The organism is Citrobacter sp. Cpo071 (assembly GCF_030332765.1).
Taxonomy (GTDB): domain Bacteria; phylum Pseudomonadota; class Gammaproteobacteria; order Enterobacterales; family Enterobacteriaceae; genus Citrobacter; species Citrobacter portucalensis.
In genome coordinates this window covers 24,738-48,503 of sequence record NZ_JAOWHE010000079.1, presented here as the reverse complement: position 1 = coordinate 48,503, position 23,766 = coordinate 24,738, and the positions used below count along the sequence as shown (strand labels likewise).

Genomic DNA, 23,766 nt, shown 5'->3' with positions numbered 1-23,766 from the left:
GTTTTTTAGATCTTGTTATCTTCTTCGCGGATTGTCCGCAGATTGCAGGCGATTTGATTGAGCGTGGCGCTGAAGGAAGCGAGTTCCGCCTCAGGGATGGTGCAGGTGACGCGATGTTGGTATGTCTCTATCACCCGGTTGAGTTCGTCCAGCCTTGCGCGGCCTTGCGCGGTCAGCGCCAGCAGGCGGATGCGTTTGTCATAGGGCGATGTGGAACGCAGCAGATAGCCCTGCTTTTCCAGCTGCGAGAGGGTGCGCATCAGCGGCGGCAGTTCGATGCCCTGCATTTGTGCCAGTTCACTGACTGAGACGTTGTCTCCCAGTTGATACAGTTGCATCAGTACCGTCCAGCTGGACTGCGTCAGGCCAGTATCGGTGATGGCAGCATCAATAATGGCCCGCCACTGGCGCACCACCATTGCCATGCGCATCCCCATCGGGCGACGGGCAAACAGTTCATCTTCAGTCATCTTACTTTCCTCTCATCGCTGAAGAGAAAATAATACTTATCAGGATAAGTATCAAGAAACGGACTAACCAGAAGCATAAATTGATAAATATTGTGAATGTAAAAGAGGCTGGGGCGATAACCCCCAGCCTCTGTCGATGAAAGAAAATCACTCCACCTGATCGCGTCGCAGCCCGACGTCCCGCAGCCGCTCATCACTCATCTGTTGCAATACGCGCCGCGTTTGCGCTCGCAGCCGCCACGCCTTGTATGCCCGCCAGATCAGTACAAACCCAATAAACGGCTGTTTTGCTTTATTCTCGTGAAATTCCATACCTTGCCTCCCCGCCTTGCCAGAGGCTTTATCTTCACGGATCTGGCCTAAAACAATACAGACTCACAAAGTACTTTTATTTAACATACAGATTGGTTAAAAAGAGTTCTGCATCGCTTTTTTCACGCCAATCTGTACTGATTTTTTAATCTGTATGGTACCCATGAGGGATACAGCATGACGCGTTACCAACATCTGGCCAATCTGCTGGCCGAACGCATTGAGCAAGGGCTGTATCGCCATGGCGAAAAACTGCCCTCGGTTCGCAGCCTGAGCCAGGAGCATGGGGTCAGCATCAGCACCGTCCAGCAGGCGTATCAGACGCTGGAACAGCGCCAGCTGATCACGCCCCAGCCACGTTCCGGTTATTTTGTCGCGCCACAAAAAGCGCAGCCACCCGTGCCACCGATGTCGCGTCCGGTACAGCGTCCGGTCGAAATAACCCAGTGGGATCAGGTGCTGGATATGCTGGCAGGTCATGCGGACAAATCGATAATCCCGTTTAGCAGCGGCGTGCCCGATATTAATCAACCCAGCCTGAAGCCGCTGTGGCGCGAACTCAGCCGCGTGGCACAGCATAATCTGCGCGCGATACTGGGCTACGATGAAATCTCCGGATGCCGTGAACTGCGTCAGCAGATTGCGCGGCTGATGCTGGACGGCGGTTCGGTGGTCAATGCAGATGATATTGTGATCACCAGCGGCAGTCAGAGCGGAATGTCGCTGGCGCTGCTGACGGTCTGCCAGCCCGGAGATATTGTCGCCGTTGAATCACCGGCCTACTACGGCACGATGCAGCTACTGCGCGGCTTAGGGATCAAGGTGATTGAGATCCCAACCGATCCGGATACCGGGATCAGCATTGAAGCGCTGGAGCTGGCGCTGGATCAGTGGCCGATCAAAGGTGTGCTGCTGGTTCCCAACTGCAACAACCCGCTCGGATTCATTATGCCGGATGCGCGTAAACGGGCGGTGCTCGCCCTCGCCCAGCGTCACGACATCGTCATTTTTGAAGACGATGTGTATGGCGAGCTGGCCACAGAGTACCCGCGCCCGCGCACGATCCACTCCTGGGACAGCGACGGCCGCGTAATACTCTGCAGTTCGTTTACCAAATCCGTCGCCCCCGGTCTGCGCGTGGGTTGGGTGGTGCCCGGTCGTTATTACAACAAACTGCTGCACATGAAGTACGCCGTCATTGGAACTAACGTTCCCGCTACGCAACTGGCAGCGGCTTCCTTTGTGCGCGAAGGTCATTATCATCGACATATTCGTCGTATGCGCCAGATTTATCAGCGCAATATGGAGATCTACACCTGCTGGGTACGGGAATACTTCCCCTGCGGGATCTGCGTCACCCGACCGAAAGGCGGCTTTATGCTGTGGGTCGAGCTGCCGCTCCAGGTTGATATGGTCTGTGTCGCTAAGCAGCTCTGTCGCCTCAAAATCCAGGTTGCACCGGGTTCTCTGTTCTCCGCATCGGGGAAGTATCGCAACTGTGTGCGCATCAACTGCGCATTGCCGCCAAACGATAAGCATCGGGAAGTAATGCAGAAGCTCGGAGAGGCGGTAAAAACGGCAATAGAGTAGATCGAGCTGCCCGGCGCTTCCGGGCAGGCAATTAGGCAGTTTAAGCTATATCTAATGGCTTAAACCCTGAATATCTTCAGCGGAAAGTCGGGTGATTTTTTGTACCATGCTGATATCGATGCCATCTGCCAGCATGGTGCGGGCAATACGCAGTGCCTCATCACGTCGCCCCTTTATCAGTCCTTCCTGTTTGCCTTCTTTTTTGCCTTCTTGTTTACCTTCCAGCTTGCCTTCAAGCCATCCTTTTTGAAATCCTGCCTCATGTAATCTGTCCGCGATCGTCATCAAATGCTCCTTGTGCTGCGGTGAACGTTCGGCAACCCCGCGAATAAACTCACTGAATCGAGGTGCATCGCCAGTTCGTAAAATATAATTAAACAGCGTCTTTATCTGAGTGTCATTAGTCAGTCCGGTAAGTAGCAGGGAAACAATTTGCTCGACCAACCCCATAAGATCGCGTTGACGGATATGTTTTTGGATTAACTCCAGCAGCGCCATACGTCGATGCTGCACAATTTCGTCATCCGGAATAACCGTAATATCCACCAGCGGAAACGCCGCAGCATACAGCTGACGAGCCAGCTTCGGGTTGGCAAACTCATCCAGCCAGCACAGCGAATAAGGGTACGGGCTTTTAGCGCCGTGATAAAACAGCATCGGCACCACCAGCGGCAACTGCTGATGCCCGGCATCTAAATGTTTCTGCATGGCCGCTACCGCATAGCGCATCAGTCTGAATGCCATATGCGCATCCGGTGTGCTTTGGTGTTCAATCACTACATAAATATATCCATCCCCATCCGTCGTTTTCACCGACCACAGCACATCGGAATAGTACGCACGTAAATTCTCTTCGATAAAACTGTCTGACTCGAGTTTAAGCGTCTGAAGATCGCAAAGCTCGCGCAGCGAAGCGGGAAGATGTATTTGTAGGAAATCCCGTGCAGTCTCAGGGTGACGTAAAAATGTTTTAAAAACCGCATCATGCGGTGTTGAAGCGGAAGCTTTGTTCATGGCGATCCTTCACCTGAAAATAAGATGCCATGACTGTAGCGCCGGAAAACCACATCCTCACCTGCAACTTTCTCTCTTTGCGAGGCGATTTCCGGGATAACAACGCCCTTATGTAACGTCTACATTTGTCTGGAACACGTCACGCAGAATCGCCATCTCAATGCGCATTCCCACTTTTTCACCTCCCGGCCTGTGCTATAACAAACCATCACTTTCAGGGAGGACACGATGTGACGCATACCCGAGATATTCCACAATCGTTCTGGCGTGATGAGCAGTTGCCGTGGCTGGAGCTGCGCAGCACCTGGCAGAGCCAGCAGGCCTATAAGCGGCATCACCACTCTCAGCTCTCGATTGGAGCAATTCTCGAGGGGGAAACGTGCTGTCTGTGCGATGGCGAGGAATACCATCTGCAGGTGGGCGATCTGATTGTGATACCGCCGCTGGCACCTCACAGCTGTAATCCTGTTAACGGACAGTTTCGCAGCTATCATATGCTTTATCTTGATACCCAGTGGTGTCTTGCTAATCTGCCTGCACAGAACACCAATAAGCGGCTTTGCACGCCTGCTCCCGTTATCCGCGATGCGCAATTATTCCAGCGTTATATGCACCTTGTGGCGCTCATGCCGCAACGCCAAACCGCGCAAATAACGGATGCCGCACAAGCATTGCTGCACACGCTGCCGTTGCAGTCGGTCACACAAGACAACCTAAGCGCCACCAGCCAGTATCTGCGCGAACGGTTGCAGTCCAGCCTGCTCGCGCCGCCCTCACTCGATGAGCTGGCACATGAGTGTCACATGCGTAAAGAGACGCTGATCCGTACCTTTAAGCAGGACACCGGGCTGACGCCAGGAAGTTATCTGAACATCATACGGATTGACTATGCTCGCCAGCGGCTGCGGGCCGGAGACGAAATTGCCGATGTCGGCTACCAGAGCGGGTTTGCCGACCAGAGCCATTTCCATCGCACCTTTGTTCGCTACACCGCCGCCACACCGCGCCAGTACGCGTTGGGACGATCAATATCAGACAATAATTAGCGCTGCGTCAGGCGTACGGTGATCTCAGATTCATTCTCTGAGGTCGCTATGTCGCTGCTTTCTGTACTTTTTCCTTCTGCTTTTCCCGCGCTGGCGCTGGCGCATTTCGTCGCATTGCTTAGCCCCGGGCCGGACTTCTTTTTACTGGTCGGTTACGCCGCACGATACCGGATGCGCGGCAGCGCCGGGTTGTGCGTGGGGATCGCTTTCGGCAACGGGCTGTATATCCTGCTGGCAATTATCGGTTGGGGGATCCTGCGCCAGCTTCCCCTGTTGTTTACGGTTATTGAGCTGCTGGGCGCGCTCTATTTATTGTGGATTGGCAGCCTGCTGGTACGCAGCCGCCCGCAAACGCTGACCGGAACAGACGCCCAGTCTACCTGTCCAGGATTTGGCAAACAGCTACTGCTGGGATTGGGTTCGTCACTGCTCAACCCAAAAAATGCGCTGTTCTATCTGGCGCTAATGACCGCCCTGCTCGGCCCGTCGGTGACGCTGCTGCAACAAACCATGAGCGGGATCTGGATGACCAGCGTAGTGCTGTGCTGGGATCTGCTGATCGTGATGTTCATCGGTTTACCGCAGATCCAGCGACGGTTATCCAGAGGGATATTATGGGTAGAACGTATCGCTGGCGGTGTATTGATTATCTTCGGTTGTGCCATCGCTCTGCGGTTTTTGCAGAGCATCGTAGTCTGATTTGCAGGGCGATTTTCTGCACATAAACCGGATAAACTCGTTTAATTAATATCCAATCCGCATTAAACTGCGGATGGTTATTACCCGTTCAACTTACTCTTCCTGAGGTGCGATGTGCTGATTGTTACCTGTAATCGTTACGTTTTCTGACCCCGCGTCAGTGAGCGTATCTTCTGTTTGCGCTTCGCGCAGACAGCGTTTTTGATTACATGAAATTCAGTACATTTGCAGTCTGCTTTTTTCTGTCATCGGTCTGACGTCTCAAAGACGGTATTGAATTTCGCTATTCCCGTTGAGGGTTTTCTCCCGACAAGGAGCTGTTTTATGCAACGGATTCTCGCGTTTTTCTCCCAACGCGCCACAACGCTATTTTTTCCTGTCGCGTTGATTTTATATGACTTCGCCGCCTATCTGTCGACGGACCTGATCCAGCCTGGCATCATCAATGTGGTACGTGATTTCAACGCCGATGTTAGCCTGGCACCCGCTGCGGTGAGCCTCTATCTGGCGGGCGGCATGGCGCTGCAATGGCTGCTGGGGCCGCTTTCCGACCGAATTGGCCGTCGACCCGTGCTGATTGCGGGGGCGTTAATCTTTACCCTCGCCTGCGCTGCCACGCTGTTCACTACCTCAATGACGCAGTTTCTGGTAGCCCGATTTGTGCAGGGCACCAGCATCTGCTTTATCGCGACCGTTGGCTATGTCACGGTGCAGGAGGCGTTTGGGCAAACGAAGGCCATTAAGTTAATGGCGATAATCACTTCCATTGTGTTGGTTGCACCGGTTATCGGCCCGCTCTCCGGGGCCGCGCTGATGCACTTTGTACACTGGAAGATCCTGTTTGCCATCATTGCCGTCATGGGGCTTATCGCCCTGATTGGGTTAATGTTAGCCATGCCGGAAACCGTCCAGCGCGGCGTGGTGCCGTTCAGTGCCCGCGGCGTAGTGCGTGATTTCCGCGACGTTTTCCGCAACCGGGTGTTCCTGTTTGGCGCAGCCACGCTGTCGTTAAGTTATATCCCGATGATGAGCTGGGTAGCGGTCTCGCCGGTTATTCTGATCGATGCTGGCGGCATGACCACATCGGAGTTTGCCTGGGCACAGGCCCCGGTGTTCGGCGCAGTGATCGTCGCCAATATGGTGGTGGTTCGTTTCGTGAAAGATCCGACCCGACCGCGCTTCATCTGGCGAGCCGCACCTATACAGCTGAGCGGGCTGGCGGTGCTGATTGTCGGCAATTTACTGTGGCCGCACGTCTGGCTGTGGTCGGTGCTGGGGACCAGCCTGTATGCGTTTGGTATTGGGATGATCTTCCCGACGCTGTTCCGCTTTACGCTGTTTTCCAACAAGTTACCGAAGGGTACGGTTTCCGCATCGTTGAATATGGTGATCCTGACGGTGATGGCGGTTTCTGTCGAAATTGGACGCTGGCTATGGTTTAACGGCGGCAGGATTTCGTTTCATCTGCTGGCGGTTGCGGCAGGGATAGCTGTCGTGTTCACGCTGGCAGGCTTACTCAAACGGGTACGCCAGCATGAGGCAACGACGTTAGCCACTGAAAACTAACCTGCCCGCTTATCCGGCCTACGACAACTATGTAGGCCGGATAAGGCGCTTGCGCCGCTTCCGGCTACGGTCACCTCACCTTACGCAATGCGTGCAAATCCCGCGTCCAGATCGGCAATCAGGTCGTCGATATCCTCAAGGCCGATATGTACCCTGACCAGCGTGCCGCTGAAATCTACCTCTCCGGCCGGGCGAATGCTGTTCAGCTCTTCCGGCTGGTTCGCCAGAATGAGCGACTCAAATCCGCCCCACGAATAGGCCATATGGAACAGCGAGAAGTTATCGAGGAAATTCGCCATCTGTTCGTCGGTCAGTCTCTTTTTCAGCACAAACGAGAACAGGCCTGAGCTTCCGATAAAATCACGCTGAAAATACTCATGGCCCGGACATTCCGGTAATGCCGGATGATTCACCCGTGCCACTTCCGGCCTTGCCGACAGCCAGCGGGCAATATGGATGCTGCTCTCCTGATGCTGCTTAAGGCGTACCGCCAGGGTGCGCAATCCGCGGCTGCCGTTGTAGGCCGTATCGGCATCCAGCGTTTGCCCCATCAGATAGGAGTTCTCGCGTAAACGATCCCAACAACGGGCGTTCGACACCGCCGTGCCCAGCATGGCGTCCGAATGGCCGATGGTGTACTTCGTTCCCGCCTGAATGGAAATATCCACGCCATAATCCAGCGCTTTGAACAGCACGCCCGCCGCCCAGGTGTTGTCGATCATAATGACAATCTCCGGATTCACCGCGCGGATAGCCTTCACCATCCCCGGCACGTCCTGGACTTCCATGGTGATAGAACTTGGTGACTCAAGGAATACAACCTTTGTTTCCGGACGCAGAAGATCGACGATACCTGCACCAATCAGCGGATCGTAATACGTTGTTTCCACGTTGAATTTACTCAGGATCTTATTGCAAAAATCCTGGGTTGGTTCATAGGCCGCACCCGTCATCAGAATATGATCGCCACCCTGAACAAACGCCAGAATCGCATTGGTCACCGCCGCAGCACCACATGGGTACAGCGCGCAGCCAACGCCGCCTTCCAGTTCGCTCATTGCCTTCTGGAAGGCAAAGTGGGTATAGGTTCCGCGACGACCATAAAACAGCTCGCCGTTCGCGCGATTGGCGGTGGCAAATTTCTTGTCCTTCACGGTATCAAATACCAGTGACGATGCGCGTTGGATAACCGGATTCACCGCTCCCTGGGTGTAGCGTTTGTCGCGACCAGCAACAACCAGGTGCGTTTCAAGCTTCATTGCGTCTTTCATAACATCTCCTGTTCTTAATCCGTGTGAAACCTATACCACCGCAGCAGTAGAGTTTATTTCAGTGTTGGTCTGCTTTTTTCCAGCGAACCGTTCAACAATCTGCGCCGCATTCAAATCATGGATAACGTTAATCAGTGTGGCCGGCGCATCGGTAATGGTGCCCAGCACCACCAGCATCGGGATTGCTTCCATCGGCAGGCCCAGCGTGGTGACGATAAAGATTTCCCCGAGGAACGCCCCGCCCGGCACGCCACCAACGATAATGGCGGAGAGCACCGCAATCAGCATCGTCAGGAAGAAGGTTTCGGTGGTGAATTCCATGCCCAGCACGGAATAGATAAAGACAATTTTTAGCGCGGCAATCATCGCCACGCCGCCCTTGTTGAGGTTAACCAGCAGCGGAATGGAGACATCAACGATTTCCGGGTTAATCCCCATCGCCTTACCGGCACGCAGCGTTACCGGCAGCGTCCCCAGCGAAGAGCAGGTCCCCAGCGCAGTAGCAGACGGCTCAATCGCGTTACGCCAAAAGGCTTTGACCGCCGGAATACCGCCGCCAATATACGAATAGAGAATCGAGCCAAAGACAAAGTAGACCAGCGTGGCAACCATAAACAGGCCGATGGCGCGGGCAAAGGTTAACAGTAGTGCAGAGTCCTGACTGGCCATGGTGGCGGCGAAGTAGCAGCCCAGACCAATCGGCGCGACCTTCATAATGATCGAAACGATCTTCATGATCACGGTATTGGCGTCTTCCAGCAGCGACGCAATACGTTTACCGGCCTGATCCGACTGGCCAATTGCGACACCGGCGATGATCGCCATTACGATCAGCGCCAGAATATTGGACTTAGAAAACAGTCCGATAAAGTCGCTGGTGGTGATCATACTGACAAAATCCATCTTACCGCTGCCCGCCTGTACCGACTGCGAGAGATCGATAGTGACGCCCTGCGCCGGGTTATACCAGAGCGCCAGCGCGACGATCCCGGCGGCTGGAATAAAGGCCATGGCGATCGAAACAATAAAGATAATCGCCATAATGCGCCCCAGCCTTTTCAGGTCGGTCATACTGGCGATCGAAGACATAACGCTGATACCCACCAGCGGCACAATAATCATAAATAGCAGGTTTAAGAATATCTGACCTATTGGCTGGAGTTTACTTGCAAACGATGGGGCAAAAATACCTAATAAGCCGCCAATCACCAGAGCAACTAATAAAATAATCGACGATTTGTAGGGTTCGAGTCGTGACCACATAATCGGTACCTTTAGAATAATAATTAATGAGATTAAATTCACAATGTGATGAGTTTCCGTTTCGCCTCCTTTTATTTTGTGACGTAACTCACCTAAGTTGTTATTTTTTCATTTTGCCAGCAAGTTGTTTCCTGTGATTCAATAGTTGCATTTTTAAAACGCGAATGTAACGGCCTATTCGTACCGTTTTTGCAAATCACTTGTGAATTAAAGGAAACTATGAGTACGCCGATTTCACTCAAGCATCTGGAGTTTTTTACTAAAATCGTCGACTGCGGAGGATTGTCAGAAGCCGCGGCGCAGCTCAACGTATCGCCGTCTGCGGTCAGCAAAAGTCTGGCCGCGATGGAAGACACGCTGGGCACGACATTAATTAAACGCACCACCCGCAGTATTACCCTGACCGACGCAGGGCAATATCTCTTCAACCGCGCTAATAAGCTTTTGAAAGAATTCGATGAAACGCTGAATACCACCTCCGGTTATTACCACAGCCCGCAGGGTGAATTACGCATAACCTGCTCAATTGCGTTTGGTTATTCCCGGCTGGTGAACCTGGTGGATAAATATCGCTCCCAGTTCCCGGATGTAAATCTGTATATCGATCTCAACGATAACTTTGTGAATCTGAACGAAACAGATTTCGACATCGCCCTGCGCATCTCCACCGCACCGCCGCAAAACTATGCGATGCGCAAGCTGGTGCCTGTTCGCTGGGCGTACTGTGCCTCACCCGGCTACCTCGCCAAAAAAGGCATGCCCCAGCGTCGAAGCGATCTGGTGGATCATGATTGTCTGGTTTATCCCGGCCTCACACCGGTGCTGAAGGTGGCGGATGAACAGGATCGTCTGCATCAGTTGAAACTGCATATGCCGATCCAGGCCAACAGCAGTCTGGTATTGCTGAAGTCAGTGTTAGAAGATCAGGGAGTGGCGTATTTGCCCACCTATCTGATTGGCGATCATATTCAAAAAGAAGAGATAACGCCGCTGATGCTCGACGGCACTATCACCTGTGAAACTCACGCCCTGTATGCGCTGTACTTTCCCAGCAAGTACAGCAATCCGAAGGTGCGATCGTTTATCGATTTTCTGGTGGCGGAACTCGGCCCCTTGCCCGCCTGGGACAACTGGATCCCTGAGTAAGCCCAGCCCACCTGAAAATGGGAGGCGCTCCACATTTTTTGCGCGATCCCCCCGTCTGGCTCTATCCTTAAGCCTATGAATAAAATTGCTGAACTCAAACGCGCCAAGCGACTGGCGCTCTCATTGCTGCTGATTGCCGCTGCCACCTTCGTCATCACGCTGTTTCTGCCGCCTAACTTTTGGGTACTGGGGATCAAAGCGATCGCCGAAGCGGCGATGGTGGGCGCACTGGCGGACTGGTTTGCCGTGGTGGCGCTTTTTCGCCGGGTGCCGATCCCGTTTATCTCGCAGCACACGGCGATTATCCCGCGCAATAAGGATCGAATCGGCGAAAACCTCGGGCAATTTGTGCAGGAAAAATTTCTCGATACCCAGTCGCTGGTCGCGCTGATCCGCCGCCATGAACCGGCGCTGTTGATCGGCAACTGGTTCAGCCAGCCGGAAAACGCCCAGCGCATCGGCCAGCATCTGCTGCAAATTATGAGCGGTTTTCTCGAACTGACCGACGACTCGCGCATTCAACGGCTGATCAAGCGGGCGGTGCACAAGGCCATCGACAAGGTCGATCTCTCCGGTACCAGCGCGCTGATGCTGGAAAGCATGACCAAAAACAATCGCCATCAGGTGCTACTCGACACGCTGATCGCCCAACTGATCGCCCTGCTCCAGCGCGACAGCTCGCGAGCGTTTATCGCCAGACAGGTCGTGCACTGGCTGGAAACCGAGCATCCGCTGAAAGCGAAGATCCTGCCAACAGAATGGCTGGGCGAGCACAGCGCCGAGCTGGTGTCTGATGCCGTTAACTCCTTGCTGGATGACATCAGCCACGATCGCGCACATCAGATCCGCCATGCCTTCGATCGCGCCACGTTTAAGCTCATCGATAAGCTCAAACACGATCCGGAGATGGCCGTGCGGGCCGAAAGCCTGAAAAGCTATCTGAAGGAAGATGAAGCCTTCAACCGTTATCTTGGCGAGCTGTGGGCAGATCTGCGTCAGTGGGTGAAAACCGACATTAACGCCGATGATTCCCGCGTGAAGCAGCGCATCGCCAGCGCCGGGCAGTGGTTCGGCGAAACGCTGGTAGCCGACAGTGCCCTGCGCACCTCACTGAATGGGCATCTGGAGCAGGCCGCACATAAAGTGGCGCCAGAGTTCGCCACCTTCCTGACGCGCCACATTAGCGACACGGTGAAAAGCTGGGATGCACGCGATATGTCGCAGCAAATCGAGCTGAACATCGGTAAAGATTTGCAGTTCATCCGCGTCAACGGCACGTTGGTTGGCGGTTCTATTGGGCTGGTGTTATATCTGTTGTCGCAAATTCCTTCCCTGCTGACGCTGGCGAATTTTTAAGGAGAAAAATTCAATGACGATGAACATCCGCATTTTTTCCCTGCGCGAAACACCGGAAAAACTGCACGAGGTCACCGCTTACTTTCAGCAACAATGGGCCTCAGAAGACTCCATGAGAGTTTACGAGGATGCACTGCATCGTTGTATTGGCGCAAAGAACCCGCTACCGCAGTGGTACTGGCTGCAGGACGGCGACAGCATTGTTGGCTGCGCCGGATTGATCACTAATGATTTTATCAGTCGCGGCGAACTGTGGCCGTGGCTATGCGCACTCTATATCGATCCTCGCTATCGTGGTCACGGTCTGGCGTTTCGCCTGATTGAACATATTGCGCAGCAGGCCAGACAGTTAGGCTTTATGCGGCTTCATTTGTGTACTGACCTGGAAGGCTTATACGAGAAAGCGGGATTTTACTTTGACGGGGCGGGCTATCATCCGTGGGGGGAAGTCTCACGGGTCTACAGCCGTAATCTGTAAGCGCGCAATTGTTGTACATCAATAAAACCAGATAAATTGCAGGGTTATAATGCGACGTCTTTTTACTGTCTCCCGTGTTACGGGGAAGGAAAATCATGTCGCTAATCACCGATTTACCCGCCATTTTTAATCAATTCTCCGACGCCCGTCAGAAAGGTTTTCTCACCGTAATGGATCTTAAAGAGCAGGGTATCCCGCTCGTTGGAACCTATTGCACCTTTATGCCACAGGAGATAGCGATGGCGGCAGGTGCGGTCGTCGTTTCGCTATGCTCAACCTCTGATGAAACCATTGAAGAGGCCGAAAAAGATCTGCCACGTAACCTGTGTCCGCTGATCAAAAGCAGCTACGGGTTTGGTAAAACGGATAAATGTCCGTACTTCTACTTCTCTGACCTGGTGGTGGGCGAAACGACCTGCGATGGTAAAAAGAAGATGTACGAGTACATGGCTGAATTTAAAGCGGTACATGTGATGCAACTGCCCAACAGCACCAGTGATGCGGCTTCACGGGCGCTGTGGAAAGCCGAGATCCTGCGTTTGCAGCAGGTAATCGAAGCCCGTTTTGGCACCCCGATTACCGAAACTGCGCTACGTGAAGCTGTTATTCTAAAAAACCAGGAACGTCGTGCACTGGCAAACTTCTACCGCGTTGGTCAGCTCAACCCACCCGCACTCAGCGGCAGTGACATTCTGAAAGTCGTCTACGGTGCAACCTTCCGCTTTGATAAAGCAGCACTGATCGACGAGCTTAATAGCATGGCCGAACGGGTACATCAGGAATGGCAGGCCGGGAAACGCCTGGCATCACGTCCACGCATACTGATAACCGGTTGCCCCATTGGCGGCGCGGCAGAAAAAGTGGTGCGTGCCATTGAAGAAAACGGCGGCTGGGTGGTGGGTTATGAAAACTGCACCGGCGCGAAAGCCACTGAGCAGTGCGTGGCGGAAACTGGCGACGTCTACGACGCACTGACCGATAAATACCTCGCCATCGGCTGCTCCTGTATTTCCCCTAACGATCAACGTCTGAAAATGCTCAGCCAAATGGTTGAAGAGTACCAGGCTGACGGCGTCGTCGATGTCATTTTACAGGCTTGCCACACTTACGCCGTTGAATCACTCGCCATCAAACGCCACGTCCGCCAACAGCACAACATTCCCTACATCGCCATTGAAACTGACTACTCCAGCGCGGATATCGGCCAGCTTAGCACTCGTGTCGCCGCGTTCATTGAAATGTTGTGAGGAACAGGGATGACATACTCAATAGGGATAGATTCCGGCTCCACAGCGACTAAAGGTATTTTGCTGGAAAGTAACGTCATCAGACGTCGCTTTCTCTGCCCAACACCTTTTCGCCCTGCCGAAGCAATCGCGCAGGCATGGGAAACACTGCAGGCGGGGCTGGACGTTAGACCATTTTTAACCCTCACTGGCTACGGACGGCAGCTCGTGGATTATGCTGACAAACAGGTCACTGAAATTTCCTGCCACGGACTGGGGGCACGCTTGCTGGCTCCCGGTACCCGCACAGTGATTGATATCGGCGGTCAGGACAGTAAAGTCATCCAGCTAGATGATGATGGTAACCTCAGCGATTTCTTGATGAACGACAAATGTGCGGCTGGGACCGGACGTTTTCTGGAAGTCATCTCACGCACGCTCGGCGCCAGCGTAGAGCAGCTAGATGCGATTACCACTGGCGTCGAACCACATGCCATCACCAGCATGTGCACGGTTTTTGCCGAGTCAGAGGTTATCAGCCTGCGCTCTGCGGGTGTCGCGCCGGAGACCATTTTAGCGGGTGTGATCAACGCGATGGCCCGACGCAGCGCGAATTTCATCGGACGGCTTTCAGGGCAGGCTCCACTGTTATTTACCGGGGGAGTAAGCCACTGTCACGCCTTTGCTCGTATGCTTGAAGGCCACATTGGCATTCCCGTACACACGCATCCCGACGCGCAGTTTGCTGGGGCGATTGGGGCCGCGTTAATTGGTCAGCGTCAGGGGAAACGTGAGTGAAGGAAACACTGTTCTTGTTTCATACTACCCTCGGCGTCATCAAAACGCGTAAAGCGCTACAGGCTGCGGGTATGTGCTTTCGGGTGGCAGATATTCCCCGCGAGCTACGCGGTGGCTGCGGGCTGTGCATTTACATCGACTGTGTTGCTGGCAAGGAGGATGAGTGGATAATTCCGGGTCATACCGAATCTATCTACCATCTTGAAAACGGAGACTGGCGCTGCCTTGCCACTTTTCCTCCTTCCTGAACGTGCCAGGGGACTTATTTTTATTTTACTTTTCATTATCATTTACACATGTAATATAACAATTATCAGCTAACAGCGCGAAATGAGAGTCCGTATGTCCCAGGGAAGCCCAGATTCAAATCGTCATGCCATCAGCGTCGCGCTTTTTGGCATGCTGGTCTTAACACTGGGTATGGGAATTGGGCGCTTTCTGTATACGCCAATGCTGCCGGTGCTGCTGTCGGAAGGTCAATTTACATTTGACCAACTCTCCTGGATTGCCAGCGCCAACTACGCCGGGTATCTGGCAGGAAGCCTGCTCTTCTCCTTCGGGCTCTTCCATCTTCCCTCTCGCTTACGCCCGATGTTGCTAACGTCCGCGCTCGCTACCGCAGGGCTGATTCTGGCGATGGCCAGCTTTACGCAGCCCGCGCTGGTGATGCTGATCCGCTTTCTGGCGGGCGTCGCCAGTGCCGGTATGATGATCTTTGGCTCAATGATCGTTCTGCATCATACCCGGCATCCCTTCGTGATCGCGGCGTTGTTCTCCGGCGTTGGTGCAGGTATTTTGCTGGGCAATGAATATGTCATTAGCGGTCTGCATTTTGCGCTTTCATCGCACACGCTCTGGCTGGGCGCAGCGGCAGCCTCGGCTCTGTTCTTCGTGCTACTGGTTATACTCCTGCCATCTCGCGATCACGTGCTCCCCGCTGCGGCCCCGGTAAAAACAGAGCATCAGCCTATGTCCTGGTGGCTGCTGGCGCTACTGTACGGGCTGGCCGGATTTGGCTACATCATTGTCGCCACCTACCTGCCGCTAATGGCGAAAAGTGCCGGTTCGCCGCTGTTGACTGCCCATCTCTGGTCGCTGGTCGGCATATCGATAATTCCGGGGTGTTTCGCCTGGCTGTGGGCCGCCCGACGCTGGGGAGTATTGCAATGCCTGACGGCGAATTTGCTGATTCAAAGCGCCTGCGTGGTCATGACGCTCGCCAGCGGCTCCTTGCCGCTGCTGGTGATAAGCAGCATGGGGTTTGGCGCAACGTTTATGGGAACCACTTCACTGGTGATGCCGCTTGCCCGTCAACTAAGCGTACCGCGCAATATTAATCTGCTGGGCCTGGTCACTCTGACTTACGGCATTGGACAAATACTTGGTCCGCTATTAACCAGCCTTCTGGGAAGCGGCGCACATGCGATCGTTAACGCCACGGTGTGCGGCGCGGTCGCGTTGTTTATTGCGGCACTTATCAGCCTCACGCAATTATACAAACAGCGTTTCGCCTCGCCCAAAAGGGTATAACCGGCTAACGTCTAAAGAAGATATATTCGGATTAGTCCGTAATTAAATGTCAGCATTTAATAAACCGCAAATAATCGGCAATTACCCGTCAGACAATTTATAATTCCCGGCTGTTCATTTATAAACTCAATTTAAAATGCGTAAAAATGGACATATTAATTCAACATCAACACCATCTTCGGGAAAAGTTTATGTCGTGGTTTAAAAAAATACTACTGGGGTTAATTATTTTGGCGGGTTTAATTGGCACGCTAAAGGATTATAAAGACTTTGGCCTGTTTGGCGCACTGGGATTGTTTATTATCTTCCTGTTATCAACAACATTCTTATGGCAATGGGCCTCTGGCAAGTTACCGGAGATAACAAAGTTACATGCCATACTTATTTTACTGGCCAGCGCGGTAGCCTCTATTTTTGTTATCAATATGGCAATTGCCGGAAATTTGCATGTGGATTTAATGGAAGTCATGCGCGTTACCATTACCCATAATCCGCTTTTTTATCTGATCCTCTGCGTGGTCGCATGGGTAAAAGTGGGCATCTGGCAATGGCTGTTTAGCGGTGTACAGATGAAAGAAAGTCAGCCAGTTTAAACTCCAGCAGATGTAAAAAAGGCGTCTTAACCAAGACGCCTTTTTCATACCAGAACAAAAAACTTAGAACTGATAGGTCAGACCCGCAACAACCTGGTTGTCGCCGTCTTTGCCATCGAGCAGGTTAATTTTGTAACCCACATCAGCAACCATGTTTTTGTTGAAGTAGTAGTCTGTGCCCAGCGCAACGTATTCGGTCAGATCGTTATTGTTGTTGTCACGCGTATGGACGTAGCCCACGTTCGGACGCAGACCAAAATCAAACACATACGCCGCCATCGCTTCAAAGTGCTGCGCTTTGTCCGCATCCTGAATCAGGTTGTGGGATTCGCCGTACATGGTCGCAACGTAGATAGCGTTTGCATCATATTTCAGGCCAGCACCCCAGAATTCTGCGTTTTCGCCATCCCAACCATTTTGTTTCTGCTGAGCAGTCACAGAACTGTTGGTGTAGGCTGCAATGGCAGATACGCCGGAATCCGCGATATTGTCATAACCCAGGGAGAAGCCGTAGCCATTGCCGTGCTGTTTGGTCGGATCCTTATTGGTATCATCCTGACCCTGATATTGCGCGCCAACATTCAGGCCATCAACGGCACCAAACAGATTTTTGGTACGGAGTGTTGCAACGCCAGAAGTGCGTGTAGTAAGGAAGCGGTCAGTATTTTCAAAGGAGTCACCGCCGAACTCTGAGAGAGTGTCAGTGTAAGCTCCCACGTCGTAAGCGATACCGTAGTTACGACCGTAGTCAAAGCTAACGTCATGGCCGTAATCCAGGCCAGCAAACGCCAGACGTGTGTTAACGCCATTCTGAGAACCTTCTGCTTTAGAGGCATCAAACTGACTCTCAAATTGGCCATAACCGGTCAGTTGATCGTTGATTTGTGTCTCACCGCGAAAACCCAGACGCGCGTAGGTACCATCGGCATTAGTGCCATCACTCCAGGAGTGGACCGCTTTGACTTTGCCGTACAGATCCAGTTTGTTGCCATCTTTATTATAAATTTCCGCTGCATGAACGGAAGTGACCCCTAATGCTATTACAGCTAATGCCACTACTGACTTTTTCATGTTATTACTCACTTTTAATTGTGAATTTTGCTATCAACTTTGTTATGAAGGCGGAATGCCCACATAAAAAAGTCCCCTCCAGATAAGGGGAAACACCAATAACACACCGAAAAAATATACCAATAAAGGCAATAATGAAGTGGCAAGACCTATTTCAATTTTGGGTTTTAAATAAAACCCGAACAGAGAGTAATTACTTAGATTCTTCGCTTGTGCTCTCATTAATAGAGCGATGCAACATTAATGCCTCGGCAATAATGTCTTGTTTACTTTTACGGGTTTCAAATGCCAGCGTCCGAACATATTCCCATAGAGAAGTATCGACACGGGCACTTAATAGAACCATATCTTTTGATCGGGTTCCCCTGGCTTTTCGGATATCGGGATAATCTCGAGAAGGCATCGTCATCATCTCCTGAACGCAATAAGACGCTTATGGCGATGAAATATGCAGTCAGTGTAAAAACATGTCAACGGTAAAAAACATTCACAATCGTAATAAAACTGTTAATAAAACAAGGTAAAATGGAACGATATTTCAAGTGAAAGATAACTTGTTTATAGAATAATGTGTAATTTTAACTTTACATATATTCATTTTTATTCATTTGATTAAAAACACATGAGGCATTGACAAAAATCAGCATAAGCAATCAAAACATCATTACAGCCAATAAGTTACGCACCGTTATTAATGTCTACTTTTACGCGAACTGCTTGTTTTTATGTACTGTTATGCAAAGAGATCGCACCCAAAGCACTACGGGAATCACTTTGATTCTCACTTAATGCTGGCCTGTTTTGTCTAAAAATAAGCACGAAAAGGTAAAGATAAGGTAAATAACCCATTTTTTCGCATGCGAAATTAAGTTGTTTTTAATTGATGAAAATCAAATTACATCACACAGGGGCAGCGAAAAAATGATCATTGAAGACTATGGAAACCATTTTTTACATGAGGTTTAAGACGTGAAAAGAAAGGTTGCTATGCAATGCCGAGCGGGCCGGAACAGCCCGCATGAGAGGTGGTAAAATCAAGCGTTAACTTTATCCAGCGGCCAGGAGTCAAACAGATAGCCATCGAAGTCGATGTCATCAACATTTGAAAACTCCAGCAGGCGCTGTTTGACGTTTTCCAGATGCTGCCACATCGCCAGCTTGGCCGCGCGGGCATCCTTTTTGATTAACGCCGCCAGGATCTGTTTGTGGTCACCCATCCACTCTTTACGATAGTGGGTATCATCGAGATGGCTATGAAGCTGGATCCACATCGGGTTGTTCTCGCGCCACTGCCATGACTGGCGGAACAGCTCCACCAGCATGCTGTTATGCGTGGCCTCGGCGATAGCGAGATGGAACTGCATGTCACCGCTTTCAGAACCGTTCGGTTCGCTGGAGGCCAGTTCCCGCTCTTCCAGTTGCAACGCCTGGCGCATTTTGACGATATCTTCGCGGGTGGCCTGCAGCGCGGCAAATTCGGCGATGTTGCTTTCCAGCAGCTGTCGCGCCTGGAGCAGCTCAAACGGGCCTGCATCATTGCAATGATTCACATCCGAACTGTCGATGGTCTGAGCTTCTGCATTGTCGAGTACGTAGATCCCGGCGCCACGACGCACGTCCACCAGACCTTTAATTTCCAGCATGATTAACGCTTCGCGCACCACCGTGCGAGTGACATTGAGTCTCTCGGCAATTTCACGCTCCGGCGGCAAGCGCTCACCAGGCTGGTACGGCGTCTGGACAATCAGATCGCGGATCATTGCACCCACTTCCTGGTAGGGTCTTTGCTGAGAAGTGTTTGATTTCATCGTGTTATGTCCGTCAGATGCGTCAATTCAGAATCCGGAGGCTGGATGGCTGCGCACACCTTATCCGGCCTACCAATAACGTTTTTTCGCCTGAACTATAGCATTTGCGGGAAGCCAAAAACAGAAAACGGGTCAACCAAATTAGTATTTTGATTGACCCGTCATACCTGGATGGTTATGCGTCAGCGCTTAACGCTGCAACGCACTCGCGTGCGCCGTTTTCACACAACTGTTGATACGCTGCGGTAACCGTCGCAACAAAGTCGACGTTTTCCGCCAGATCATGACCAAAAATGCCGCTCAACCCCAGCAGAGCCGTCACGCGTTCGGCTCCCTGGAACTGTTGGTTAATGCGCTGGAATTCGGCCTGCATTGGGTCGACAACATCAATGACCTGCCCCTGTTCATCCACACCGTGGGTGTAGCGCATCCAGCCCGCGATGCCCAGTGCCAGATGACGCCAGCCGCTGCCGTTTTGCAGATGCAGACGCACCGGATCCAGCAGGCGCTGTGGCAGTTTCTGGCTACCGTCCATCGCAATCTGCCAGGTACGGTGGCGCAGAGACGGGTTGCTGAAACGCTCGATCAGCAGCGTCGCGTAGGCGTTGAGATCGGTACCTTCCGGCATCGACAGCGTTGGCGCTTGCTCCTGCATCATCAGCGCAAACGCCGCTTTGCGGTATGCTGGATTGGTCATGGTGTCAGCGATGGTTTCATAACCGCCGAGATAGCCCAGATAAGCGAGGAAAGAGTGGCTGCCGTTGAGCATGCGCAGTTTCATCATTTCAAACGGTACTACGTCGGCAACAAACTGTGCGCCGACTTTGTCCCAGTCAGGGCGACCGTTAACAAAGTTGTCTTCAATCACCCACTGGCGGAACGGTTCGCAGGCGATAGCGCACGGATCGTAAACGCCCAACTGGTCGGCAATCTCCTGCAACGTTTCCGGCGTTGCCGCCGGAACAATGCGGTCTACCATGGTGCACGGGAAAGTGGCGTTTGCTTCAATCCACTGCGCCAGGTGCGGGTCACGCGCCTGCGCCAGGCCCAGCACCGCGACTTTCGCCACATGCCCATTTTCACGCACGTTATCGCAGGACATCACGGTAAAGGCCGCCAGCCCCTGCTCACGACGCAGATGCAGCGCCTGTACGATGTAACCAATTGCCGATTTCGGCGCGGCCGGATTTGCCAGATCGTGTTTAATCAGTGGGTTATTGAGATCTAACTGGCCGCTGGCAGCATCGGTGCAGTAGCCTTTTTCCGTGACCGTCAGCGAGACAATTGCCGTCTGCGGGCGCGCCATGGCCTGTAAAATACCATCACAGCCATCAAGCTCCGGGTGCAGCGCTTCTTTCATTGAGCCGATCACTTTCAGCACGGTGTTGTCCGCGCCTTTTTCTGCCACGGTATACAGCAATTGTTGCTTGCGCAGGTTTTCAATCAGTATGCAGTCATTACCCGGCATCAGGTTAACTTCACAGATACCCCAGTCGCTGTCGGTGGTTTCCAGCAGATGGTGGGTGTACAGCGCCTGATGCGCGCGGTGAAAAGCGCCGCATCCCAGGTGAACAATGCGGGATTGCAGACGAGAGCTGTCCCATGCGGGGCGCGCAACCGGCAGGTTGCTATTGGCAATTGTCGTTGTCATCGTGAACTCCAGATCCCGTCGGAAAGACCAACGGTGAGAAAAGAAAAAAGCCGGCCAGACAGGCGACCGGCAACACTGCTTTAGCGGCTAAAGAAAGCGCGCTGGATAGCCATCTCAACGCCACGCACTTCCGCCAGGCCTTTCAGGCGACCAATCGCGGAGTAACCTGGGTTGGTTTTCTTTTTCAGGTCGTCAAGCATCTGGTGACCGTGGTCCGGGCGCATAGGGATCAGATCCTCTTTGCCCTCGGCTTTACGGCGCTGTTCTTCCTCAACGATCGCTTTCACCACTTCGTACATGTCAACGTCGCCATTTAGATGCGCCGCTTCATGGAAGGTTTTCGGGTTATCTTCACGCAGCGTGGAGCGCAAATGGGTGAAGTAAATGCGCGGGCCAAACTGTTTGATCATGTCGACCAGGTCGTTATCCGCACGAACGCCGTAGGAGCCGGTACACATGGTGAAACCGTTCGCCATGCTGTTGACCGTATCGACCATCCACTGCATATCTTCCACGGTGGAAACAATGCGTGGCAGGCCAAGGATTGGGCGCGGCGGATCGTCCGGGTGTACCGCCATGCGCACACCAACCTCTTCTGCTACAGGAATAATCGCCTTCAGGAAGACGGCAAAATTCTCACGCAGCGCAGCTTTATCGATATCCTTATAGCGTTCAAGATGCTGGCGGAACTGGTCGAGCGTGTAGCCCTCTTCCGCGCCCGGCAAACCGGCGATGATATTGCGGGTCAGACGTGCTTTGTCTTCTTCGCTCATGGTGGTGAAGCGTTCATTCGCCTGCGCAATCTCTTCGGCGGTGTAGTCCGCTTCCGCGCCCGGTCGTTTGAGGATATGCAGCTCAAAGGCGGCAAATTCAATTTGATCGAAACGCAGCGCTTTGGAGCCGTCCGGCAGGACGTATTCCAGGTCGGTACGGGTCCAGTCGAGAACCGGCATAAAGTTGTAGCACACGGTACGAATGCCGCACTCGGCCAGGTTACGCAGGCTTTGCTGGTAGTTGGCAATCCACTGCTGATAGTTGCCGGAACGGGTTTTAATGTCTTCGTGGATCGGTACGCTTTCGACGACCGACCATACCAGGCCCGCCTGCTCAATAATGGCTTTGCGTTTCAGGATCTCATCAACCGTCCACACTTCCCCGTTCGGGATATGGTGCAAGGCAGTGACAACGCCCGTTGCACCCGCCTGACGCACATCCGCTAAGGTGACCGGATCGTTAGGACCATACCAGCGCCATGTCTGTTCCATGTTTTATTCCTCGTTTACGTTATGGACTCGACGATATGGCACATAAATTCCTCCTTTTGGTATTACATGTCAACCTGAAGCGATAAATTGGTTAACCAAATCACGATATCTGCTGACCATACCGCTAATTAACGGCCATACAACCCAGTATTAATGTAAACATGTAACGCAATGTGACATCCATCGCATCATAGGTTGACCAATATACGTAACATCTCAACCAAAATCATAATAGTTCAACCAAAGTAAGGTAGACGTTATATGCACGTTCTCAATATTCTGTGGGTTGTATTCGGCATCGGCCTGATGCTGGTGCTCAATTTAAGATTCAAGATAAACTCGATGGTCGCTCTGCTGTTGGCGGCACTCTCGGTCGGTATGCTGGCGGGAATGGATTTAATGGAACTGCTGCATACCATGAAATCCGGTTTTGGCAGCACGCTGGGTGAGCTGGCGATTATCGTGGTATTCGGGGCCGTCATCGGTAAGCTGATGGTTGATTCCGGGGCGGCGCATCAGATTGCCCATACGCTGCTGGCGCGACTCGGTCTACGTTACGTGCAGCTGTCGGTGATCATTATTGGTCTGATCTTCGGCCTGGCGATGTTCTATGAAGTGGCGTTTATTATGCTGGCACCGCTGGTGATCGTCATTGCCGCGGAAGCGAAGATCCCGTTCCTCAAGCTGGCGATTCCTGCGGTTGCCGCCGCCACCACCGCTCACTCACTGTTCCCACCGCAGCCGGGTCCGGTCGCGCTGGTTAACGCCTACGGCGCTGACATGGGCATGGTTTACATCTACGGTATCCTGGTGACCATTCCGAGCGTGATCTGCGCCGGACTTATCCTGCCGAAATTCCTCGGCAACCTCGATCGTCCAACGCCGTCATTCATGAAGGCCGACGTACCGGTTGACCAGAACAACCTGCCGTCCTTCGGCGTGTCTATCCTGGTGCCGCTGATCCCGGCGATCATCATGATCTCCACTACCATCGCCAACATCTGGCTGGTGAAAGGGACGCAGGCGTGGGAAGTGGTCAACTTCTTAGGCTCCTCGCCGATTGCAATGTTTATCGCCATGGTTGTCGCCTTCGTACTGTTTGGTACCGCGCGCGGTCACGACATGCAGTGGGTAATGAACGCCTTTGAAAACGCGGTGAAAAGCATCGCCATGGTGATCCTGATCATCGGCGCGGGCGGCGTACTGAAGCAAACCATTATCGATACCGGCATCGGCGATACCATCGGCATGCTGATGTCGCACGGTAATATTTCTCCCTACATCATGGCGTGGTTGATAACCGTGCTGATTCGTCTGGCAACGGGTCAGGGCGTGGTCTCAGCCATGACGGCGGCGGGGATTATTAGCGCAGCGATCCTCGACCCGGCAACCGGTCAACTGGTGGGCGTCGACCCGGCGTTGCTGGTGCTGGCAACAGCGGCCGGCTCCAACACCCTGACCCATATCAACGATGCTTCGTTCTGGCTGTTCAAAGGCTACTTTGACCTGTCGGTGAAGGATACGCTGAAAACCTGGGGTCTGCTGGAGCTGGTAAACTCCGTGGTTGGCCTGATAATCGTGTTGATCATCAGCATGATTGCATAACGTCGATA

General features: G+C 52.7%; 23 protein-coding genes. 13 read left to right on the top strand and 10 right to left on the bottom strand.

The annotated features are described in order from the left end of the window. Positions 1-5: 5 nt before the first annotated feature. Positions 6-470 carry a MarR family winged helix-turn-helix transcriptional regulator gene (locus OGY09_RS10740; protein WP_008786106.1) on the bottom strand — a complete coding sequence of 155 codons (465 nt, stop codon included), beginning with the start codon at positions 468-470 and terminating at the stop codon, positions 6-8. A 147-nt stretch (positions 471-617) separates the two neighbouring features. Further along, positions 618-782 carry a DUF1127 domain-containing protein gene (locus tag OGY09_RS10735; RefSeq protein ID WP_008786105.1) on the bottom strand — a complete coding sequence of 55 codons (165 nt, stop codon included), beginning with the start codon at positions 780-782 and terminating at the stop codon, positions 618-620. Positions 783-959: 177 nt separating this feature from the next. Here OGY09_RS10735 and OGY09_RS10730 point away from each other — a divergent pair, with 177 nt between their 5' ends. Further along, on the top strand, positions 960-2,372 hold the full coding sequence (locus tag OGY09_RS10730; RefSeq protein WP_032942299.1) for an aminotransferase-like domain-containing protein: 1,413 nt from the start codon (positions 960-962) through the stop codon (positions 2,370-2,372). 51 nt (positions 2,373-2,423) lie between these two features. On the opposite strand, the gene OGY09_RS10725 is transcribed toward OGY09_RS10730, so the two are convergent. Beyond that, the gene (locus OGY09_RS10725; protein ID WP_032942298.1) at positions 2,424-3,386 is read right to left on the bottom strand and encodes an Rpn family recombination-promoting nuclease/putative transposase; all 963 of its coding nucleotides are present in this window, start codon (positions 3,384-3,386) and stop codon (positions 2,424-2,426) included. Between the two features lie 230 nt (positions 3,387-3,616). Here OGY09_RS10725 and OGY09_RS10720 point away from each other — a divergent pair, with 230 nt between their 5' ends. From OGY09_RS10720 to mdtM, 3 genes are all read left to right on the top strand, one after another. Next, positions 3,617-4,432, top strand: a complete 816-nt coding sequence (locus OGY09_RS10720; protein WP_032942297.1) for an AraC family transcriptional regulator — start codon at positions 3,617-3,619, stop codon at positions 4,430-4,432. Between the two features lie 48 nt (positions 4,433-4,480). Then, positions 4,481-5,131 carry a LysE family translocator gene (locus OGY09_RS10715; protein ID WP_032942296.1) on the top strand — a complete coding sequence of 217 codons (651 nt, stop codon included), beginning with the start codon at positions 4,481-4,483 and terminating at the stop codon, positions 5,129-5,131. 324 nt (positions 5,132-5,455) lie between these two features. Next, complete coding sequence (gene mdtM / locus OGY09_RS10710; protein ID WP_032942295.1) at positions 5,456-6,697, top strand: multidrug efflux MFS transporter MdtM; 1,242 nt, start codon at positions 5,456-5,458, stop codon at positions 6,695-6,697. 80 nt (positions 6,698-6,777) lie between these two features. Here the strand turns inward: mdtM and metC are convergent, their stop codons facing one another. Continuing rightward, complete coding sequence (metC, locus tag OGY09_RS10705; protein WP_032942294.1) at positions 6,778-7,968, bottom strand: cystathionine beta-lyase; 1,191 nt, start codon at positions 7,966-7,968, stop codon at positions 6,778-6,780. A 30-nt stretch (positions 7,969-7,998) separates the two neighbouring features. Continuing rightward, the gene (locus OGY09_RS10700; RefSeq protein WP_032942293.1) at positions 7,999-9,231 is read right to left on the bottom strand and encodes a dicarboxylate/amino acid:cation symporter; all 1,233 of its coding nucleotides are present in this window, start codon (positions 9,229-9,231) and stop codon (positions 7,999-8,001) included. A gap of 219 nt (positions 9,232-9,450) precedes the next feature. Between OGY09_RS10700 and OGY09_RS10695 the strand changes: the two genes are divergently transcribed. From OGY09_RS10695 to OGY09_RS10660, 8 genes are all read left to right on the top strand, one after another. Next, positions 9,451-10,377, top strand: a complete 927-nt coding sequence (locus OGY09_RS10695; protein WP_003845596.1) for a LysR family transcriptional regulator — start codon at positions 9,451-9,453, stop codon at positions 10,375-10,377. Between the two features lie 75 nt (positions 10,378-10,452). Continuing rightward, the gene (locus OGY09_RS10690) at positions 10,453-11,733 is read left to right on the top strand and encodes a DUF445 domain-containing protein (protein WP_032942292.1); all 1,281 of its coding nucleotides are present in this window, start codon (positions 10,453-10,455) and stop codon (positions 11,731-11,733) included. Between the two features lie 13 nt (positions 11,734-11,746). Beyond that, positions 11,747-12,211 (top strand): GNAT family N-acetyltransferase, encoded by a 465-nt coding sequence (locus tag OGY09_RS10685; protein WP_032942291.1) that lies wholly within the window; start codon positions 11,747-11,749, stop codon positions 12,209-12,211. A gap of 95 nt (positions 12,212-12,306) precedes the next feature. Continuing rightward, on the top strand, positions 12,307-13,458 hold the full coding sequence (locus OGY09_RS10680) for a double-cubane-cluster-containing anaerobic reductase (protein ID WP_032942290.1): 1,152 nt from the start codon (positions 12,307-12,309) through the stop codon (positions 13,456-13,458). Between the two features lie 9 nt (positions 13,459-13,467). Then, positions 13,468-14,235, top strand: coding sequence for a putative 2-hydroxyacyl-CoA dehydratase activator YjiL (gene yjiL, locus OGY09_RS10675; RefSeq protein ID WP_032942289.1), 768 nt, complete (start codon positions 13,468-13,470; stop codon positions 14,233-14,235). Beyond that, positions 14,232-14,483, top strand: a complete 252-nt coding sequence (locus tag OGY09_RS10670; protein ID WP_008786094.1) for a putative Se/S carrier protein — start codon at positions 14,232-14,234, stop codon at positions 14,481-14,483. Before yjiL ends, OGY09_RS10670 begins: the two co-directional genes overlap by 4 nt. Before the next feature lie 94 nt (positions 14,484-14,577). Then, positions 14,578-15,765, top strand: a complete 1,188-nt coding sequence (locus OGY09_RS10665) for an MFS transporter (RefSeq protein ID WP_032942288.1) — start codon at positions 14,578-14,580, stop codon at positions 15,763-15,765. Between the two features lie 191 nt (positions 15,766-15,956). Continuing rightward, positions 15,957-16,358: a hypothetical protein gene (locus OGY09_RS10660; RefSeq protein WP_032942287.1), complete on the top strand. Its 402-nt coding sequence runs from the start codon at positions 15,957-15,959 to the stop codon at positions 16,356-16,358. A 63-nt stretch (positions 16,359-16,421) separates the two neighbouring features. On the opposite strand, the gene OGY09_RS10655 is transcribed toward OGY09_RS10660, so the two are convergent. The 5 genes from OGY09_RS10655 to uxuA all read right to left on the bottom strand — a co-directional run bounded on the left by OGY09_RS10655 (position 16,422) and on the right by uxuA (position 22,153). Beyond that, positions 16,422-17,429, bottom strand: coding sequence for a porin (locus OGY09_RS10655; protein WP_032942285.1), 1,008 nt, complete (start codon positions 17,427-17,429; stop codon positions 16,422-16,424). A gap of 193 nt (positions 17,430-17,622) precedes the next feature. After that, on the bottom strand, positions 17,623-17,832 hold the full coding sequence (locus OGY09_RS10650; RefSeq protein WP_003830087.1) for a hypothetical protein: 210 nt from the start codon (positions 17,830-17,832) through the stop codon (positions 17,623-17,625). A 631-nt stretch (positions 17,833-18,463) separates the two neighbouring features. Then, positions 18,464-19,237 (bottom strand): Uxu operon transcriptional regulator, encoded by a 774-nt coding sequence (gene uxuR / locus OGY09_RS10645; RefSeq protein WP_008786090.1) that lies wholly within the window; start codon positions 19,235-19,237, stop codon positions 18,464-18,466. A gap of 175 nt (positions 19,238-19,412) precedes the next feature. Next, positions 19,413-20,888: a fructuronate reductase gene (locus tag OGY09_RS10640; protein ID WP_032942284.1), complete on the bottom strand. Its 1,476-nt coding sequence runs from the start codon at positions 20,886-20,888 to the stop codon at positions 19,413-19,415. 80 nt (positions 20,889-20,968) lie between these two features. Next, a complete protein-coding gene (gene uxuA, locus OGY09_RS10635) occupies positions 20,969-22,153 on the bottom strand; it encodes a mannonate dehydratase (RefSeq protein ID WP_032942283.1) in 1,185 nt (394 codons plus the stop codon). Positions 22,154-22,414: 261 nt separating this feature from the next. Between uxuA and gntP the strand changes: the two genes are divergently transcribed. Beyond that, positions 22,415-23,758, top strand: a complete 1,344-nt coding sequence (gene gntP / locus OGY09_RS10630) for a gluconate permease GntP (RefSeq protein WP_003033260.1) — start codon at positions 22,415-22,417, stop codon at positions 23,756-23,758. The last annotated feature ends 8 nt before the right edge of the window (positions 23,759-23,766 follow it).

What these genes read in the sequence shown, in the direction of transcription:
- OGY09_RS10740 (WP_008786106.1), bottom strand. Translation starts at nt 470, where the DNA reads ATGACTGAAGATGAACTGTTTGCCCGTCGCCCGATGGGGATGCGCATG.
- OGY09_RS10735 (WP_008786105.1), bottom strand. Translation starts at nt 782, where the DNA reads ATGGAATTTCACGAGAATAAAGCAAAACAGCCGTTTATTGGGTTTGTA.
- OGY09_RS10730 (WP_032942299.1), top strand. Translation starts at nt 960, where the DNA reads ATGACGCGTTACCAACATCTGGCCAATCTGCTGGCCGAACGCATTGAG.
- OGY09_RS10725 (WP_032942298.1), bottom strand. Translation starts at nt 3,386, where the DNA reads ATGAACAAAGCTTCCGCTTCAACACCGCATGATGCGGTTTTTAAAACA.
- OGY09_RS10715 (WP_032942296.1), top strand. Translation starts at nt 4,481, where the DNA reads ATGTCGCTGCTTTCTGTACTTTTTCCTTCTGCTTTTCCCGCGCTGGCG.
- mdtM (WP_032942295.1), top strand. Translation starts at nt 5,456, where the DNA reads ATGCAACGGATTCTCGCGTTTTTCTCCCAACGCGCCACAACGCTATTT.
- metC (WP_032942294.1), bottom strand. Translation starts at nt 7,968, where the DNA reads ATGAAAGACGCAATGAAGCTTGAAACGCACCTGGTTGTTGCTGGTCGC.
- OGY09_RS10700 (WP_032942293.1), bottom strand. Translation starts at nt 9,231, where the DNA reads ATGTGGTCACGACTCGAACCCTACAAATCGTCGATTATTTTATTAGTT.
- OGY09_RS10695 (WP_003845596.1), top strand. Translation starts at nt 9,451, where the DNA reads ATGAGTACGCCGATTTCACTCAAGCATCTGGAGTTTTTTACTAAAATC.
- OGY09_RS10690 (WP_032942292.1), top strand. Translation starts at nt 10,453, where the DNA reads ATGAATAAAATTGCTGAACTCAAACGCGCCAAGCGACTGGCGCTCTCA.
- OGY09_RS10685 (WP_032942291.1), top strand. Translation starts at nt 11,747, where the DNA reads ATGACGATGAACATCCGCATTTTTTCCCTGCGCGAAACACCGGAAAAA.
- OGY09_RS10680 (WP_032942290.1), top strand. Translation starts at nt 12,307, where the DNA reads ATGTCGCTAATCACCGATTTACCCGCCATTTTTAATCAATTCTCCGAC.
- yjiL (WP_032942289.1), top strand. Translation starts at nt 13,468, where the DNA reads ATGACATACTCAATAGGGATAGATTCCGGCTCCACAGCGACTAAAGGT.
- OGY09_RS10665 (WP_032942288.1), top strand. Translation starts at nt 14,578, where the DNA reads ATGTCCCAGGGAAGCCCAGATTCAAATCGTCATGCCATCAGCGTCGCG.
- OGY09_RS10660 (WP_032942287.1), top strand. Translation starts at nt 15,957, where the DNA reads ATGTCGTGGTTTAAAAAAATACTACTGGGGTTAATTATTTTGGCGGGT.
- OGY09_RS10655 (WP_032942285.1), bottom strand. Translation starts at nt 17,429, where the DNA reads ATGAAAAAGTCAGTAGTGGCATTAGCTGTAATAGCATTAGGGGTCACT.
- OGY09_RS10650 (WP_003830087.1), bottom strand. Translation starts at nt 17,832, where the DNA reads ATGCCTTCTCGAGATTATCCCGATATCCGAAAAGCCAGGGGAACCCGA.
- uxuR (WP_008786090.1), bottom strand. Translation starts at nt 19,237, where the DNA reads ATGAAATCAAACACTTCTCAGCAAAGACCCTACCAGGAAGTGGGTGCA.
- OGY09_RS10640 (WP_032942284.1), bottom strand. Translation starts at nt 20,888, where the DNA reads ATGACAACGACAATTGCCAATAGCAACCTGCCGGTTGCGCGCCCCGCA.
- uxuA (WP_032942283.1), bottom strand. Translation starts at nt 22,153, where the DNA reads ATGGAACAGACATGGCGCTGGTATGGTCCTAACGATCCGGTCACCTTA.
- gntP (WP_003033260.1), top strand. Translation starts at nt 22,415, where the DNA reads ATGCACGTTCTCAATATTCTGTGGGTTGTATTCGGCATCGGCCTGATG.